Origin of the sequence: Leisingera sp. NJS204, assembly GCF_004123675.1 — a bacterium.
In the GTDB taxonomy this organism is placed as follows: domain Bacteria; phylum Pseudomonadota; class Alphaproteobacteria; order Rhodobacterales; family Rhodobacteraceae; genus Leisingera.
Genome location: NZ_CP035417.1, coordinates 3,344,960 through 3,361,885, shown reverse-complemented (window position 1 = coordinate 3,361,885; position 16,926 = coordinate 3,344,960). Strand labels below are relative to the sequence as shown.

The window sequence follows — 16,926 nt, the reverse complement described above, 5'->3', positions numbered from 1 at the left end:
AGCGCCAGCCCTCTTGGGGCGGGGGCGTGCGCTGCCCGGCCTTCCGGGCCGGGCGGTGACCCGGATCAGCCGGCCCGGTAGAACATATAGCGCCCCGGCTGGATGCCATCAGGGCCGTCCAGTTCTTCAAAACCAACCAGCGGCTGGCCGGAGACGATGATGCCGCCAGGGGCCATGACCTGCGCAATGACGGGGGAGAGGGCAGCGGCCTCGGCGACGTCCTTTTCCTTGATCCCGAAGCCGAAGTCATAATGCGCCAAGGCGATTTTGCGCCCCTCAGCCGCCAGCCGTTCCAGCATTGGTTTTGCCTCGCCTTGCAGGAAATCCTGCTCCGGCGGCACGCAGGAGGGATGGCATTGCAGCAACCGGTCAATGACCCAGATCCGCCGGCTGGCGAGGGTTTCGCGCAGGTGATCATAGGTGCGGCCGTTGCCAAGCCCCATGTCCAGCACATCGCCGCCCAGCGGGGCGACCTGATTTGCGGCCCAGTTCAACCCGTCGCGCTGGGCGGTGAGGCGGCGCAGCATGGAATCAAGACGGCTCATTCAGGACATCCTTTCGTCATAGATCCAGGCCTCTGCCGGGCCATCCAGCAGGCGCACTGCAAGAGCGGCGATAAAGTTCCAGACTGCCTCGTCATGCACCAGGTGGTGGGTCAGCAGCCCGTAAGGCTCTGCATTGTCGGCATCGCCAAGCCGGCGGTCGCGCAGCTGGCGCGCCACTTGCGCAATCAGCTGCTCCGGTGGCAGCAAGCTGCGGCCGCCTTTCCAGTCGATGGGATCCAGGTGGGTGTTCACCCGCAGCAGGCCGGAGGCGGGTTTGGCGCTTTTGCGCGGTGTAAAAGTGGAAACTGCGGTGAAACCGGTACCCGCCAGCCATGTCAGCATTTCCGGAGAGACCCGGTTCCAGGGCGGCACGAACATAGGGCGAAGGCTGGTGCCGAATATCTCTTGCAGACAGATCAGGCCGCGCTCGGCATCGTCCAGCAGTTCCTCCAGCGGGCGGTGCGCTCCAAACTCGGCTTTCTTCTCGCCGGCGGGCGCGTGGTTCTGATGCGTCCAGCCATGCACCACCGGGATCAGTTGCGGATGATCTGCAACAAAACGGCCAAGATCCGGGGTGACGCCGTGCGGGATCACCGCGAGATGCACCGGCAGGTCCAGGTCCGCAGACAGTGCTGCCAAACGCTCCAGCTCGGTTGAATGGGACATCGCGTCATCATCCCGCCACCACAAAGGCAGCGTCAATCCTGCCGTCTGCCAGTGCTCCAGTTCCCGGTCCAGACCGCTCCAATCCGGTGTCATTCGCGCCCTCCCGCAAGTTCTGCGGCAATCTCCACACTCCGGGCGGCGCCGTCAAACCTGAAACCGCCTGCAACCCGCGGCGGTGCGTGCAATACCGCCTTGACCGCAGCGCATAGCGTCTCAGCTGAGAGATCTGCGGTTTTGACCACTTGGACGCCGTTCAGGGGCGCAAGGCTGGCGGCGCGCAGACCCTGCTCGGTTTCATTCCCGGCATCAAACGGGATCAGCACCGCAGGCGTGCCGGCTTGCAGCAGATCCAGAGCAGTGTTGTAGCCGCACATGCTGACCGAGGCCGCGGCATGGGAGAGCATTTGGCGGAAATCCTTGCGCGCTGGTTCCAGCAGGGCGGGGGAGCCTGTTTTGGCAAATTCTGTGATGCGCCGGGCGGCGTTTGATCCGCCAACCAGCAGCCGCCAAGGCGTGTCCGGCATCAGCTTTGCCGCGTCAAGTGCTGCCTGGTATAGCGGCGTTCCTACGCTGCCGCCGCCAGCACTGACCAGCACCTCGCCTGATCCTGCCTGTGACGGATGCAGGCCGGCAGCCGGAGGGGCAACGTAACCGGTATAGCGCAGCTTGCCTGCAAGCATGCGGGTGACCGGCCAGCTGGCCTCCAGTTTTGTTGCTGCGGGGTCGGAGTGGACCAGAACCGCATCATAAAATTGGGCGATTACAGCATCGGCTTTGTCCGCTTTCCCGGGTTTGGAGGGCGGGGCGAGAATGTCGCGGATAGAGGACAGGATCACCGGCCGCCGGGGCAACGCATGGGCAGCATCAAGCAGCGCAAGAAACTCCTTGCGCAGCGAGCGGCGGCCAAAAGGATAAAGTTCGGTAATCAGCACATCGGGCTGCATTTCGTTCAGAGCGGCACAAAGAACGTCTTGGCGCCGGATCAAATAGGCCGCGTCCGCCAGCCCTCCGCCCTCTGCCAGCAGCCGGGTGAAATCCACTCCATCGGAACGCAACGGCGGCAACTGGATCAGATTGATTCCATCCGTGTCGAGCTGCGGGGCAGGGAAGCCGCCGGAAACCACCTGAACCTGATGGCTGGCAGCGGTGAAAGCGCGGGCCAATGTCAGCGCACGGGCCAAGTGGCCGGTGCCAAGCAGATGGGTGACGGCGATCAGGACTTTCATGGCGCGGCCTTGCGGATCAGCCGGACCGGTTCGGGCCAAGGCATAAGGGCGGAGCTGCTGATTTCCACCACAAACAGCCGGTTGCGTTTGATGCGGAAGGGGGCGGGGCCGTCGAAATCCCAGCCATGGGCGCGTGCCAGGATCATCCGCATGATGCCGATGTGGCAGGCCGCTACTGTATCCCGCGTCAGACTGCGCAGCCAGGGTTCTATACGGGTCCAGACCTCGGCAGGGGTTTCACCGCCGGGCGGGCGGTAGTGCCAGCCCCAGTTCTCGATATCGCGGAAACCGCTTGCCGGGTCGGCCTTCAGGTCCTGCCCATGCAGCCCCTCCCAGTCGCCCCAGTTCATTTCGGTCAGTTCATGTGCGGTGCTGGGTGCGCGGCCTGTAATCAGTTCTGCGGTCTCCGCCGCGCGCATCAGCGGGCTGGACCAGAGGTCTGCCTGCGTCCAGTCAGCGGGCAGGGCGTAGCCGCGCAGCTCTTTGCGGGCCTGATCATCCAGCGGTATGTCACTGCGGCCCTGGATGCGGCCGGCGCGGTTCCAGGCGGTGTGGCCATGACGCAAAAGGGCGAGGCGGATCATACGCGGGTCTCCATTAACGGCAGAACGGTTGCCCAGAACTGCCGGGCAGCGGCGGGAGCAAGGTGGCGGGACAAAATGAGGTCACGTGCATCCTTGCCAGCCTCAATGCGCAGTTCGGGGTTTGCAAGCAAGCCTGCGGTAAAACCTGCGAGAGCCTCGGCCCCTTGATCCGGAGCGGGATAGCCAGCGGGCAACAGCACATCCCGCACGCCGGGCCGGTCCTGGGCTGCGATGGGCAGGCCATGGGCCTGGGCTTCCAGATAGACCATGCCAAAAGCTTCGTTCACGCCCGGCCAAAGGAACAGGCTGGCGTTGCCATAGGCGGCTGCCAGCTTCGCGCGGGAAAGCTGGCCGAGGAAGCGCACTTTGTGTCCGAAAGGGGCCATCAGTGCTTCAACCTCGCTGCGGGCGGGGCCGTCGCCGGCAATGTCCAGCCGCCAATCGCCAGGCAGATGAGACAGCATTTCCGAGATAATTTGGTAGGAAGCCAGCTTGTCACCCGGACGCATCATGCCGGCGGTCAGCATCGGGCCGTCCAGCGACGAGGCTTCGGGCAGCTGATCCAGCGGCAGGAAGGGCGGCAGATGGGCCACTGCCTGCGCGCCGCAGCGGTCGCGGTTCAATGCGAAATGGTCCTGCTCGGTGAAATAGAAGATCGCCGCGGCAGCGTCGGCAGCGGCATGGGCCGCTACAGCAAAACCGGCCCATGGTCCGGTCAGGCGTTTCTTGGCGCGGGTGGATTCGATCTGCACATAGGGAATTCCACGGGCGCGGGCGACAGCGGGGCCGATCAGATCTGGCGCCTTGTAATAGTTGTGATAGCTGACCCAGAGGTCCGCGGCGGGCATGCAACGGATCAGTCTTTCAGCCTCGGCCTCGGCCTGATTGCGCAGGCTGGACTGCAACGCCGCGTCGCCGGTCTTGTCATAGATCCGCAAGTCTGAAACCAGCTGCACCGCCGCACCGCTGGCGGTGAGCAGCTCCATCAGGTTGCGGGCAATCTCGCGGTCGCCGGAGGGCACCGGGTGATGCGGCGGCTTCATCGGTGCGTAGAAGGCGACCCGCTTTCCGGCTCCCGGCTGCATGACCGGTCAGCTTCCTTGCAGCATGGCATGCAGCCGCCTGGACAGCTGGGCGATGCCGGGATCCATGCCGAAATCAGTGCGCAGGCGGACAAGTGCTGCGCCGGCCATTGCTGCCAGCCGTTGCGGGTGCCGGGCAGCATACAGCAGGGTCTCGGCCAGCGTCTCGGGGCGGTCCTCGCTCAGCAGGCCATGGGTTCCATGAGTGATGAACTCTGGGATCGCAGAAACCGGTGTCGACAGGATTGGCAAACACTGTGAAGCCGCCTCCATCAGCACATTGGGCAGCCCGTCGCGGTCGCCGTCCGCAGCCACCCGGCTGGGCAGCACAAACAGATCCGAGCGGCGCATTTCCTCGATCACTTCGGGCTGGTCGCAGGCGCCGCGCCAGGTGATGCGGTTGGCAATGCCAGCATCCTCAGCCATGCCCTGCAGCAAATCGCCCAATCCGCCGCCGCCGATATGGGTCCAGTGCCAATCAAGCCCTGAGGGCAGCAGAGCCAAGGCGGCGATCAGCCGGTCAAAGCCTTTTTTCTCGACCAAACGCCCCACGGACATGAACTGGATCGGATCCTGCGGCTGGCGCAGGCCGCGTTCAGGGGGGGCGGGGAACCGCGACAAATCCAGCCCGTGGTAAACCAGATCGACGCGGCCCGGCGTATCGGCCATCTGTTGCAGGTGTTTGGCGCCAAAGCCGGTGCAGGTGGCGCCGAAGGCCGCGCCGTAGTGGGCGGCGGAGAGCTTTTCCTTAAGCTCCCAATCGGGCGAGGTCCAAATGTCCTTGGCGTGGGCCGAAAAGCTCCAGGGCAGCCCGCGCATGATCGCGGCATAACGCGCAACCGAGGACGGCGTGTGCAGGAAGTGGGCGTAAAGCCCCAGCACGTCCGCGGGCATTTCTGCGGCCAGCACACAGGCCTGGCCAAAGCGGCGGATGCGGTTGGGTGTCTGGTCACGGCGCAGATCGGCGCGCCAGATGCGGTAGGCCTCAGCATAACCGGGCAGTTGTTGCGCCATCGTGCGTGCGCGCCAGACCCGCTCCGGCTCATCATGGAGGTATTCGGGAAGATAGTTAACGCGCGCCTGCAGCTGCGCATGCAGCGGGTGGCGCTTGATGTCGGTGGGGTGGCGCAGAGACCAGATCTCAAACGCGTGGCCGGCGGCCTCCAGGGCAACCAGTTCCTGTGCAATGAAGGTCTCGGACAGCCTCGGCCAGCCCTTTACCACCACCGCGAGCGGCGGGCGGGGCGTGCTCATTCGGCGGCCTCCTGATGTGTGTCCTGCAGCAGTGCGTCCACCCGGCGGGTGACATAGTCCAACCCGTCCAGCAGCCCCTCAGACCCGGCGGCAGAGGGCGGCGGCTGGGTGGCCAGCGCGCGGATCGCCTTGGCCAGGGATGGGGGTGTCCAGCCGTCACGGGATTCGTCCAGCATGGTGGTCAGGCCGATTTCCTCGGCCCGGCTGGCGCGGATCCATTGCTCCAGCCGCGGCGTGGTGCGGGGCACGATCACGGCGGGTTTGTCAAAGGACAAGACCTCGCAGAACGTGTTGTAGCCGCCCATGCAGACCACCCCTTGGGCGCCGGCAAACAGCGTCTCGATCTGTGATTCAAAGCCAACTGCGGTAACCCTGCCATTCAGGCGGGCGACACGCTCCTCGAAATCCTCCCGGGTTTCCCCGGACAGGAAAGGGCCATAGACCAGCACGGCGCGCGGGGAGAGCTCCGCGTCGGCTTCGTAAGCCGACAGCACCAGGTCCACCATCATCTCGCCATCGCCGCCGCCGCCAGGAGTGACCAGCAAATAGGGCTGTTCGGGCGGTTCCCCCACCTGGCCAAGATCGCGGCGCAGGTAGCCGGTCCAATGCATCCGGGCCTGCATCTGCGGGGTGAAGGGCAGCCCCGCGGTGGGATCGTACACGGACCGCGGCCCGTAGACCCAAATCTCATCATAGAAATCGCGGGTGGCCTCAACCGCGTGCTTGCGCTCCCATTCGGCGGCCAGCACTTCGGGCTCGTCCAGCACATCGCGCAGGCCCAGCACCATCTTGCAGCGGCCCCGCGATTTCAGCAGGTCCAGCGCCGGCATCAGCTCACCGCGAAAGCCGGTGGGTTCCTTGTCGGCCACCAGCACGTCAGGGTCGTATTGCTCTACTGTAGAGCGGATCAGCGCAGCGCGCAGATCAGCAGTTTCTTCGATGCTCATGCCCATGGTGCGCGAGGCATAAGAGCCGTCGGTACGCTTGATCACACCCGGCAGGCGGACATGATCGACCCGGGTCGGAAAGGAAAACCGCCCCGCAACCGGTGAACCTGTCAGGATCAGCGCCGAAGCGTCGGGATTGGCTGAGGTGAGTGCACCTGCCAGCGCACGTGAACGGCGCAGATGCCCCAGTCCGAAAGTGTCGTGGCTGTAGAACATGATCCGCGGCCCGCGGGTGCCCGCCGCTGCCGGTGTGGTGCTTGCGGTCGTCATTGAGTTGCCTGATCAGGTTGCCGGGCGGCGGATGGCCGAAATCCGGGGCCGGCGGCGCAGGAACCAGGCCAGCCGGTTTTGCCGCTCGTCCCCGGGCGCGTGCTCGTGTGCTCCGCCATCTTCCGCCTCAGTTTGCGCGCCCCAGAAGCCGGTTGCGGCGGGGGCACGGTCAGTGTTTGCTTTTGCTGCCGCTCAAGCCCGGAGGGTGTTTGCCAGTCCAGTCTCTGCAGCAGTCCGCCCAAGGGGCGGGTATATGAATTGGTATAGCCCGGAGCCTGTGTGCATGCAATCATGCGCCTTTGTTGCCTGCCGCACAGGAAATTGCGTCCGCGCCATTTGCGCAACGCTCCGCTGCGTGGTTAATTTGACGCAAGTTTCCAAAAGGATAGGCGGTCATGCTGCAAGTTTTGTTCCGGGTTCTCATTTGCGGCCTGCTGAGTTTTGGCCTGGCCGCTCACGCAGGCGCGCAGGAAAGTGAAGCGAGCGGAGCAGATACATTGTCCCGTGCGATCGAACAGGCGGCGGAAAGCGGTGTCAGTGTGGTCGTGGTGGACAGCAGCGGCAAGTTGCTGAACGCGCCGCCGGACGCGGAACAGGCAGCGGACCATCCTGCATCCGACACGATGGAGCAGCCCTCGGCGCTGATGAAAGCGCAATCCAGGGTCGGCGCCTTCCGGGCTGAATTGAGCAGCCGCCTGGAGGCGCTGCCCTATTCGCGGCTGGAGGTGGAATGGATCCTGCGGGAAACCAGCCCGGACGGCCGGATCATGACCTATGTCGAGGTGCTGTTCTGGAGCGTGCTGTTCCTGCTGATCGGCCGCTGGCTGTCGACGGAAATCTACGGAAAGCGCTTTGCCAAGCGTTTCGTCGTGGCGCGGATCCGGCAGAACCCGGAAGGTTATCAGGAAAAGATGCCCTTCCTGGTCTACCGGTTCCTGATGGGGATTGGCGGGACCGTCTTTGCGATGGTCTTTGCGGCGCTGATTTCCTATTTGATCTTCGGTGCTTCGGGCGACCCCTCAATCGAATTCACGGCAACTGCTGTCTACACGGCGTTTTTCCTGGCCCGCACGGTGTCCGATCTGTGGCGGATGGTGCTGTCGCCGTTCCTGGCCCAGTACCGGATACCGGTGTTTTCAGACCGGGACGCAAAACGGCTCTATATCTGGGCGTCCCTGCTGGCGACCTATGACATTTCCTCGACGCTGTTTGCCACCTGGGTCGGCGATTTCGGCCTGAATTACAATGTCTATGCACTGGTATACGGGGTATTGGCACTGGTCGGGATGCTGGGCAACCTGCTGATGGTGCTGGTCAACGGGCGCGCCATATCCAATGCCATCCGTGCCGGCCGAATGCCGGAAAAATGTTCCTGGCTGGTGCGTGTTCTGGCAGTTGCCTGGGCACCGGTTCTGATGGCTTACATGGCTTTTGGCTGGCTTAAGCTGGCCTTTGATCTGGTGCTGGAAAAGGATATTTCGATCCCGTTGATGGCGGGCAGTTATTTCGTTCTGACCACGATCCTGATTGTCTATGGCGCGATCAACTACTTCATCGAACGCTATTTCAACCGCACCCGGCGAATGCAGGCTGCCATGGCAGCAACCGGGCAGGAAGGTGCCGCCACGGAAGCGGAGGGTATTTCTGAGCAACGGGGTGAAGAAGCTGCTCCGGATGAGGCGGAGACCGCTGCGGAAGCCGCAGATGCACCGGCCGCAAGACATCCTATTGGCACGTACCAGGATCTTGCCCGCAGAGTGGCAGGCATTCTGGCTTTTGTAGTCGGGGCCTATTCACTGGTGATTGTCTGGAACCCGGACGCCCAATGGACCGAAACCACTGCGGCTGAACGGGTGATAGATGTGACGGTGATCCTGTTCATCGGCTTTATCGTCTATCACCTGTTCCGGATCTGGATCGACAGCAAGATCGATGAGGAAGCCGGCGATGTTTCGGAGGCAGAGCTGGGTGATGAAGGCGGGGCCGGGGGCGCCAGCCGTCTGGCCACTTTGCTGCCCTTGTTCCGGGGAACGATCCTGGCGGTTGTGCTGGTCTCGATCGTGCTGATCGTTCTGCTGGAACTGGGTATTAATGTCAGCCCGCTGTTCGCCGGTGCCGGTGTTGTCGGTCTTGCGGTTGGCTTTGGTTCGCAGACGCTGGTGCGGGATATTTTCTCTGGCGCCTTTTTCTTGATCGATGATGCCTTTCGCAAGGGCGAATACATCGACATCGGCGACGTTAAGGGCACGGTCGAGAAGATCTCGGTGCGGTCTTTCCAGCTGCGCCATCACCTCGGGGCGCTGCACACGATCCCCTTCGGCGAGATCAAGGTTCTGACCAATTATTCGCGTGACTGGGTGATGATGAAACTGCCGATGCGCGTGACCTATGATACTGACGTGGAGAAGGTTCGCAAGCTGATCAAGAAGCTTGGCCAGAAGCTGATGGATGACCCTGTTGTCGGACATACCTTTATTCAGCCGCTGAAGTCCCAGGGTGTGATCGAGATGCAGGACTCAGCGATGATTATCCGCGTGAAATTCATGACCAAACCGGGGGATCAGTGGATTGTCCGCAAACGGGTGTACCAGGAGATCCGTGAATTGTTTGCCCGCGAGGGCATCAGATTTGCTCATCGCGAGGTCACCGTGCGGCTGGCGCCGGACCAGGCTGATGAGATGACGCCGAAGCAGAAAGAGGCTGCCGCAGGGGCAGTGCAGGCGGCGATTGACGACGATCTTCTGGACGAAATGGGCGGCCCGGGCGGCGATGACCGCTGAGCAGATGCCTGACCGGCGACCTCCCGCCCCCGCGCTGGACCGCTAGCGCGCTCCGCTTGGGGTTGGGCGTGGCGCCGCGCTGGCGCGCGCCGCTGCCTCCGGCGGAGGTACTTCTCCCAGAAAGAAGCCGCCGCTGCGGAATCCGGTTTTGTTCTGGTTGAGAATTTGCCGGGGTGAACTGGTTGCAAGCCAAGAGGGGCAGCGCCCCATTTCCATTGGTTATTCCGGCCAGCATGCCGGGGCGCTGCCGCAATGGGAGGCGGGCCGGCCCCAGCGCATTTTGCTAGTGTCCAGGGCAAGCGGCGCAGCAAGGCGGCGGCCCGGCCCCCAGCCGCTGTTTTCGATCTCCTGGGTGAAGTCGCTGTGTGCCGGTTTGACGACATACGGTCCTTTGGAACATTTCTGCATTCCACCAAGCAGTTCTGCGGTGCGGGCAAGCGATAGATGCGCTGCGGGCACCGCCGCCTTTTGGGCAGCAGTTGCCAAGGCCGAGAGCACCGCTGCTGCCATCAAATAACCCGTGGCATGGTCCAGCGCTTGTACCGGTAAAGGGTGCGGATCGTCCGCCTTGGCCTGGACGCGGCCTGTATCGGCGATGCCTGCACTCATCTGCACGAGGCTGTCAAAACCGCGCCGCTGGGCCCAGGGGCCGGTCCAGCCATAGGCATCCAGAGAGGCTTCAACCGCATTGGGAGCGATCCGGCGGCGGGCGTCCGCGCCGTAGCCCAGACCATCCAGCGCACCGGGACGGTAGCCATGCACCAGCACATCGGCCTTGGACAGCAACGCCTCAAACTGCTGGCGGTCCACTGTATTGCGCAGATCCAGGGAAGCCATGCGCTTACCCAGCGCAACATCGGTGATGACACCAGGTTCGTCCCAGCCGGGCGGGTCGATACGCAGCACATCGGCGCCAAATCCGGCCAGAGTGCGGGTGGAAACCGGACCGGCCAAAACCCGCGTGAGGTCCAGCACTTTCAGTCCGGCCAGCGGGCGTTCGGCTGTTGCTTTTGGCCGCTCACGCAGTTGGATAACACGGGGCGACTGCCATAGGATCAGCGGTTCCGCCGCCACAGAAAGACCTTGCGGATGCGTCAGCCAAGCCGCTCGGCTGCGCATGGCGGCGGCCACACCACCCGCGTTTACGATTTCGTTTTCGAGATGACTGGCCTGCCATTGTTTCACGGCAATTGCCACGGCCGCGCGGTCTCCTGCGCAGTCCAGTACTTTCAGAGCAGCTTGCCGGTGGTGCGGCAGGTTGGTGTGCAGGCGGATCCAGCCATCTGCGGTTTCATAACTGCCGGCCACCGGATCCCACAGGCTGGGAAGCTCCCAGCCCTCGGGGCGGAAACTATAGCTGAACCAAAGTGATGCCAGGCGCTGGTCCACCGTGACGTCCGGTGCAACGGGCGCAAGGTTCAGGGCCTTTACCAGCCGCGCCAGCTCCAGCCCCACGGCGGCGACTGAGGCATTGGCAAGTTCCGTAACCGCAAAGGCGCTGCGCCAGTGTCCTGTGCCGGTCAGGCGGTAGCTGCCAGGCGCCGGCAGGGCAGTGAACAGGGTCATTGCTGGTAAGGATCCAGGCTGTCGCGCAACCCGTCACCGAGGAAATTGAATGCCAGAACGACAATCACAATCGGCAGCATCGGGATCGCGGTCCAAGGGTAGATTTCGATCGAGGCCAGGTTTTGCGCGTCATTCAGCATGACGCCCCAGCTGACCGCCGGCGCGCGCAGGCCAAGGCCGAGGAATGACAACGCGGTCTCGCCCAGGATCATCGCCGGGATTGACAGGGTGGCCGAGGCGATCAGGTGCGACATGAAATTTGGCAGCAGATGCTTGCGGATTACCCGGCCTGAAGATGCGCCCATCATTTCGGCGGCGCGCACGTATTCCTCTTCGCGCAGGGACAGGAATTTTGCCCTCACCGATCTTGCAAGCCCCGGCCAGTCGAGAATGCCAAGGATGATCGAGATGACAAAGAACACCGCAACCGGCGACCAGTTCGAGGGCACCGCGGCAGACAGCGCCAGCCACAAAGGCAGCTCGGGCAGGGACCGCAGAACTTCGATCACCCGGTTGATCAGCCAATCGGTTTTGCCGCCGAAATACCCCGCCAGCGAGCCAAAGAAGATACCGAGCACAAAGGACACGGATATGCCGATCAGCCCCACAGTAAGCGACAGCTGCGCACCATAGGAAACGCGGCTGAAGATGTCGCGGCCCAGCCGGTCGGACCCCAGGATAAAGATTGTCGCCTCTTCGGTTGCGCAGAACAGGTGGCGGTTGCTTTCGATGAGACCGGCCAGTTTATAGGTCTTGCCCTCACAGAAGAATTCAAGCTTCAGCGGGCGCGAGGTGTCGGGACTGAACTCCCACTGGAAGGTTTCCAGGTTGGCCTCGGAAGTCATTGGATAAACGAAGGGTCCCACAAACGCGCCCTCGTGGAACAGCTTGATCGATTGCGGCGGGGAATACAGATGCTCTGAAAAGCGCTGGTTTGGTCCGTAGGGCGCAAGGAAGCCGGCGAACGGGATCATGAGGTAGGCGATCAATAGGAACAGGCCTGAAATCAACCCGAGCTTGTGGGTCTTGAATTTGCGCCAGACCAGCAGCCAGTTCGGCGCGTCCAGGTCCTTGCGCTCCAGCTCCAGCAGCGAGGCCTGCGGGTCGAAAGCTTCATCATCGACATAACGTCCATCAGGCAGCCGGGTCATGCGCCGCGCCCCTCATACCGGATCCTCGGGTCAAGCAGCACCAGCAGAACATCTGAAACCATGGTGCCGATCAAGGTAAGCAAAGCGACGAACATCAGCACGAAGCCCGACAGGAACATGTCCTGGGTTTTAAGCGCCGTCAGCAGGGTCGGCCCGATGGTTTGCAGCCCCAGCACCACCGACACCAGCACCGAGCCTGAGATCATTGCCGGCAGCAGGTTGCCGATGTCGGCGACAAAGGGGTTGAAGGCGACGCGCAGCGGATACTTGGCCAGCATCCGCGAGGGTTTCATGCCCTTGGCGATGGCAGTTTCCACATATGGTTTACCCAGTTCGTCCAGCATGTTGGCGCGCAGCCGCTGCATCATCGCGGACGCACCGGCGGTGCCGATCACGAAGGTTGGAACGATCAGGTGGACGAGAATGGACTTCACTTTGTCCCAATTCATCGGCACGCCTTCGTATTCGGGGGCCATCAGCCCGCCGATCGGCAGGTCGAACCAGCGATGGCCATAGTAGAACAGGATCAGCGCCAGCAGGAAGTTTGGCGTAGCGAGTCCCAGGTAACCGATGAAAGCCGAGGTGTAATCAATCCAGGTGCGGGCCCGCGCGGCAGCCAGCACCCCCAACGGCAGCGCCACTGCATAGACAAAAACCACGGCGGACAGGTTTACCAGAACTGTAAGCCACAGGCTGTCACCGACGATATCGGCAACCGGGCTGTCGAATTCGAATGACCAGCCGAAATTTCCCTGGATCATGCCGGAGAACCCGTGCGGGCCGGGCATGAAGCCCATCCAGATCATGTATTGCTGCCACAGCGGTTTATCGAGCGCATATTCCTGCCGCAGGAATTCCGCCTTGGCGACGCCTGCGGACTGGCCGGTGGCCTGCAGCTCGGCAATCTGGTTCGACAGATAGTCGCCCGGCGGCAGGTTGATGATGGCAAAGACCAGCACCGACACCACCAGAAGCGTAAGCAGCATGGTGCCAAACCGGTAAATGGCGTAACGCAGAATTTCCATCAGCCCTGGCCATCCTCAAAAAAGAACTCATCCGGACGGTAAAGGCCGAAATGGGCGCCGGGGTCCCAGGCCCATATTGCCTGTTTGGGCACATTGCGCAGGCGGTTGCTGACCACGACGGGCTGCGGTGCGGCGGCCACGACGCCGATGGCATAGACCTGATCGGCGTGGATCTGCAGCATGGCGCGCCAGGCGGCGGCACGCTCGGCATCTGTGGTGGCCATGTTCCAGTCCTGCATCAGATCCATCAGTTGCCGCGCCGGAGCCATGTCTGGCGGCTCGCCTGCGTCGCCGCCGGTTTGATAGAATTGGCCCCACTTCGGCCAGGACAGGAACACCTGGTCCGTTGGCGCCAGATAGGCAGGCGAGGTATAGACTTGCGGCAAGCCGTTGTCCCAGCCGAACCAGGCAGAAGCCATGGTGCTGCCGGAAAACACCCGGTTGCGCAGGATGTCGCGGTCCAGCGGGCGCATCACCAGTTTGACCCCGACATCGCGCCAGTCGTCCGAGATTATCTGAAGTGCATTCTCGACTTCCTGAAGCTCACCGGCTGTTTCCACCACCAGCTCCATCAGCCGCCCGTCGGCCAGATAGCGGATGCCGTAGGCGTCTTTCTTTGTAAGGCCGGCCTCGTCCAGCAGCCGGTTGGCCTGCTCCGGGTCGAAATCCGCCCAGGCGGCACGCAGGGCGGGGTCGAAAAATTCGCTCTGCTCCAGCACCGTCATGGCGCCGGATTTGGCCAGATTGAAATAGAGCGCCCGGTTGATGGCCCGGCGGTTGATAGCCAGGGACAGCGCCCGGCGCACCCGGACATCGCGCAGCACCTCGCGCCAGACCGGATCCTTGGCATTCAGGTTCGGATAGATCGCGATCTGCGAGGCGGCACCGGAGCCCCAAAGATAAGTCTTGTAGTTTGCGCCGTCTTTTTCGCCTTTGCGCAGGATCGGGATATCCCGGAACCCCAAACCGCGGGCCTGCAGGTCGGCTTCCCCTGCGTTGGACTTAGCCGCTACCAGGCCGGCGGTCACAATTTCCATTTCCACGGTGTCGATATAGGGCAGCTGCACGCCGCGGCTGTCGATCCGGTGGTAATAGGGATTGCGCACGAACTGGTGGCGGATCTTCTTGCCTGGCGAGGCGTTGATCCAGGGCTGCAGCGTCGGAAGCTCGTGGTTATCGAACTTGTACATGTTGTCGTATTTGTTGTGCAGCGCGGCCCAGCTTTTGACGCGGGCGTAGTCGACTTCCTCTTCCAGCGCATCCGGGTCGGCGTAATCGGCGTGGAATTGTTTCAAGTATTCTGCAGGCCGGTAGATGAAAGGCGGGCGCGCCTGGGCCAGCATGTGCAGGAAACTGGGGTTCGGGTCGTCCCATTCGTAGATGATTGTGGCTTCGTCCGGGAAGCTTACGCGCGGCAGCTTGCCGTTGACGCGCAGGAAATCCGGCGGACCGGCCGGGCTGAGCAGCTCGTGGTTGGCGACATCCTCCCACCAGTAGCGGAAATCGGCAGAGGTGAAGGGATCGCCGCTGGACCAGCGGTGGCCGCGCCGCAGTTTGAGGGTGTAACGCCGGTTTCTTTCGTTCTCATAGCCCAGCAGAATGTCAGGCTGCAGCCGGTAGCGTTCGTCATAGCCTGCCAGGCGGGCATAGCCGTATACCACCATCTGGCGGATATCCTTGGAACGGGTCACCATGGTGTTCAGCGTGCCGCCTTCGGTGCCAAAGTCCCGGCCCTTGGCTGCGAGGTCGACCACCAGCGGCACCTCTGGCAGGCGTTTGGCCACCGGGGGCAGATAGCCCGCCTTGACTTCGGAACTCCAGAACTTGCTTTCCTGGACCTCGGGGCCGCACAGGGCCGAAAGCGGGGCAAGGCAGAAGGCAGCCGTCAAAAGGGGTTTCAGGGCATCAAGCATGGCAGCGCACCTTATGGCCGGGTTCCAGGTGTTTCAGGTTTACCAGTCGCGGGGCATCAGATCCGTTAAAGCGGAATTCCTCGGGCCAGCAGTCCGGCGCGCCTGCGCCCTGGGCCACCAGTTTCAAGTCGATGGGCCGGTCGATATCGGGTTCCGGCTGGGCTGCGATCAGCGCCTTGGTGTAGGGGTGCTGAGGATTATAGAACAAGGTTTCCGGCGGTGCCTGCTCGACAATCAACCCGCGCCGCATCACGGCGACCTCATCTGCGATGCGGGCGACCACGGCCAAATCATGGCTGATGAACAGATAAGACAGGTTTTGCCGGTCGCGGATTTCCTCCAGCAGCAGCAGGATCTGCTCTTGCACTGAAACATCCAGCGCCGAGGTCGGTTCGTCGCAGACGATCAGCGCCGGTTCCAGCATCAGCGCGCGCGCGATCGACAGCCGCTGGCGCTGACCGCCGGAAAACGCGTGCGGATAGCGTTTCAGCATGTCCGGTGACAGGCCGACCAGCCGCAGCATGTCCGCCGCCTTGTCCCGGCGTTCGGCACGAGAACCGATGCGATGGATGTCCAGCGGCTCGACCAAAGTATCCTGAATGCGCATCCTGGGCGACAGCGAGGAGTAAGGGTCCTGGAACACCATCTGGGCCTGCCGCTGAAAGGCGGTGCGCGCGGCGCGGTCCATGCTGTGCACGGTGACCGCCGGCTGATCCGGATCAGGGCGGAACAGCACCTCGCCGCCGGGATCCGGAAGCTCTGCCCCCAAGGCAATTCGTGCAGCCGTGGTCTTGCCCGAGCCGCTTTCACCGACAACTGCCAAGGTTTTCCCGCGGGCTAACCGCAAATCAACCTCGCGGCAGGCGTGGATCAGGGTCGGAGCTTGCCAGCCCTTGCTGGCTCTTAATGTGTAGGTCTTGGAGACCGACTTCATTTCCATGATCAGGTCATCGCGTGACGGCGGGATGGCGACGACCGCTTCATCCGGAATTTCCGGTGCAGCGTTGAACAGGGCCTTGGTGTAGGGGTGGGCAGGGGTGCGCAGCATCGGTTCCGCACGGCCGGATTCCATCACCCGGCCCTTGTGCATCACCACCACTTGCTCTGCCATATTGGCGACCACCCCGAGATCATGAGTGACCAGGATCATCGCCATACCGGTTTCGCGCTGCAACTCTTTCATCAGCCCCAGAACCTGGGCCTGTGTGGTCACGTCCAGCGCCGTGGTCGGCTCATCCGCGATCAGCAGGTCCGGCTTGGCCACCATGGCCATGGCGATCATCGCCCGCTGGCGCATCCCGCCGGACAGTTCGAAGGGATAAGATCTGTAGGTGCGTTCCGGATCGGAGAAGCCGACCCGCTCAAAGCATTCAAGAACCTCCTTGCGTGCCTTGCGTTCGGACTTGCGGCCATGCAGCCACAGCACTTCGGACACCTGATTGCCGATCCGGTGCAGCGGCGAAAGCGAGCGCATCGGCTCCTGAAAAATCATCGCGACGGTATTGCCGCGAACGTCGCGCATCCGCCGTTCGTCGAGCGTCGCAAGGTCAAGTTCGCTGCCGCGGGTGTTCAGCAAAATGCGCCCGGAGCGCAGCTGCGCCACCTTCGGCAGGATGCGCAGCACGGCCCGGCAAGAGACCGTTTTCCCCGAGCCGCTTTCCCCGACCAAGGCGAGTGTTTCGCCTGGCTGCACAGCAAAGCTGACGTCCTTCACGACGGGGTCGCCCTTGCCAAACCCAATGCTGAGATTTTCAACGGAAAGCAGCGGGTGCATTCAGAATTGTCCGCCCGGCTGGTTCAAGGCACTCATGAGATCTTGTTTTCCCCTGTTTTTTGGCCTCACCTTCGCGCGCTGAAGGCTGCTTAGTCAAACCCCATTTGCCCAGATGCCCGTTGTGCAAGGAAAAATTGATGGGC

13 protein-coding genes are annotated in these 16,926 nt (G+C 62.8%); 1 reads left to right on the top strand and 12 read right to left on the bottom strand.

Annotated elements, in window-relative coordinates:
* Positions 1–65: 65 nt before the first annotated feature.
* From ETW24_RS16325 to ETW24_RS16295, 7 genes are read right to left on the bottom strand one after another with little or no spacing between them, the layout of a single operon-like run.
* Positions 66–545: a class I SAM-dependent methyltransferase gene (locus ETW24_RS16325; protein WP_129372029.1), complete on the bottom strand. Its 480-nt coding sequence runs from the start codon at positions 543–545 to the stop codon at positions 66–68.
* Positions 546–1,304, bottom strand: a complete 759-nt coding sequence (locus tag ETW24_RS16320; RefSeq protein ID WP_129372028.1) for a polysaccharide deacetylase family protein — start codon at positions 1,302–1,304, stop codon at positions 546–548.
* Complete coding sequence (locus ETW24_RS16315; protein WP_129372027.1) at positions 1,301–2,437, bottom strand: glycosyltransferase family protein; 1,137 nt, start codon at positions 2,435–2,437, stop codon at positions 1,301–1,303. Before ETW24_RS16315 ends, ETW24_RS16320 begins: the two co-directional genes overlap by 4 nt.
* Positions 2,434–3,021, bottom strand: coding sequence for a histidine phosphatase family protein (locus tag ETW24_RS16310; protein ID WP_129372026.1), 588 nt, complete (start codon positions 3,019–3,021; stop codon positions 2,434–2,436). The genes ETW24_RS16315 and ETW24_RS16310 overlap by 4 nt, the downstream gene beginning before the upstream one ends.
* Positions 3,018–4,106, bottom strand: coding sequence for a glycosyltransferase family 4 protein (locus ETW24_RS16305; protein ID WP_129372025.1), 1,089 nt, complete (start codon positions 4,104–4,106; stop codon positions 3,018–3,020). Before ETW24_RS16305 ends, ETW24_RS16310 begins: the two co-directional genes overlap by 4 nt.
* A 6-nt stretch (positions 4,107–4,112) precedes the next feature.
* Positions 4,113–5,357: a glycosyltransferase family 4 protein gene (locus ETW24_RS16300; RefSeq protein ID WP_129372024.1), complete on the bottom strand. Its 1,245-nt coding sequence runs from the start codon at positions 5,355–5,357 to the stop codon at positions 4,113–4,115.
* Entirely contained in the window at positions 5,354–6,574 is a 1,221-nt protein-coding gene (locus ETW24_RS16295; protein ID WP_343328057.1) for a glycosyltransferase family protein, read from the bottom strand. Before ETW24_RS16295 ends, ETW24_RS16300 begins: the two co-directional genes overlap by 4 nt.
* Before the next feature lie 395 nt (positions 6,575–6,969).
* Between ETW24_RS16295 and ETW24_RS16290 the strand changes: the two genes are divergently transcribed.
* Entirely contained in the window at positions 6,970–9,354 is a 2,385-nt protein-coding gene (locus ETW24_RS16290) for a mechanosensitive ion channel family protein (RefSeq protein ID WP_129372023.1), read from the top strand.
* 219 nt (positions 9,355–9,573) lie between these two features.
* On the opposite strand, the gene ETW24_RS16285 is transcribed toward ETW24_RS16290, so the two are convergent.
* From ETW24_RS16285 to ETW24_RS16265, 5 genes are read right to left on the bottom strand one after another with little or no spacing between them, the layout of a single operon-like run.
* On the bottom strand, positions 9,574–10,920 hold the full coding sequence (locus tag ETW24_RS16285) for a CoA transferase (protein ID WP_129372022.1): 1,347 nt from the start codon (positions 10,918–10,920) through the stop codon (positions 9,574–9,576).
* The gene (locus tag ETW24_RS16280; RefSeq protein WP_129372021.1) at positions 10,917–12,071 is read right to left on the bottom strand and encodes an ABC transporter permease; all 1,155 of its coding nucleotides are present in this window, start codon (positions 12,069–12,071) and stop codon (positions 10,917–10,919) included. The genes ETW24_RS16285 and ETW24_RS16280 overlap by 4 nt, the downstream gene beginning before the upstream one ends.
* Entirely contained in the window at positions 12,068–13,096 is a 1,029-nt protein-coding gene (locus ETW24_RS16275; RefSeq protein ID WP_129372020.1) for an ABC transporter permease, read from the bottom strand. Before ETW24_RS16275 ends, ETW24_RS16280 begins: the two co-directional genes overlap by 4 nt.
* Entirely contained in the window at positions 13,096–15,009 is a 1,914-nt protein-coding gene (locus ETW24_RS16270) for an ABC transporter substrate-binding protein (protein WP_129372019.1), read from the bottom strand. The genes ETW24_RS16275 and ETW24_RS16270 overlap by 1 nt, the downstream gene beginning before the upstream one ends.
* Positions 15,002–16,783 carry an ABC transporter ATP-binding protein gene (locus tag ETW24_RS16265; RefSeq protein WP_129372018.1) on the bottom strand — a complete coding sequence of 594 codons (1,782 nt, stop codon included), beginning with the start codon at positions 16,781–16,783 and terminating at the stop codon, positions 15,002–15,004. Before ETW24_RS16265 ends, ETW24_RS16270 begins: the two co-directional genes overlap by 8 nt.
* Between the last annotated feature and the right edge of the window lie 143 nt (positions 16,784–16,926).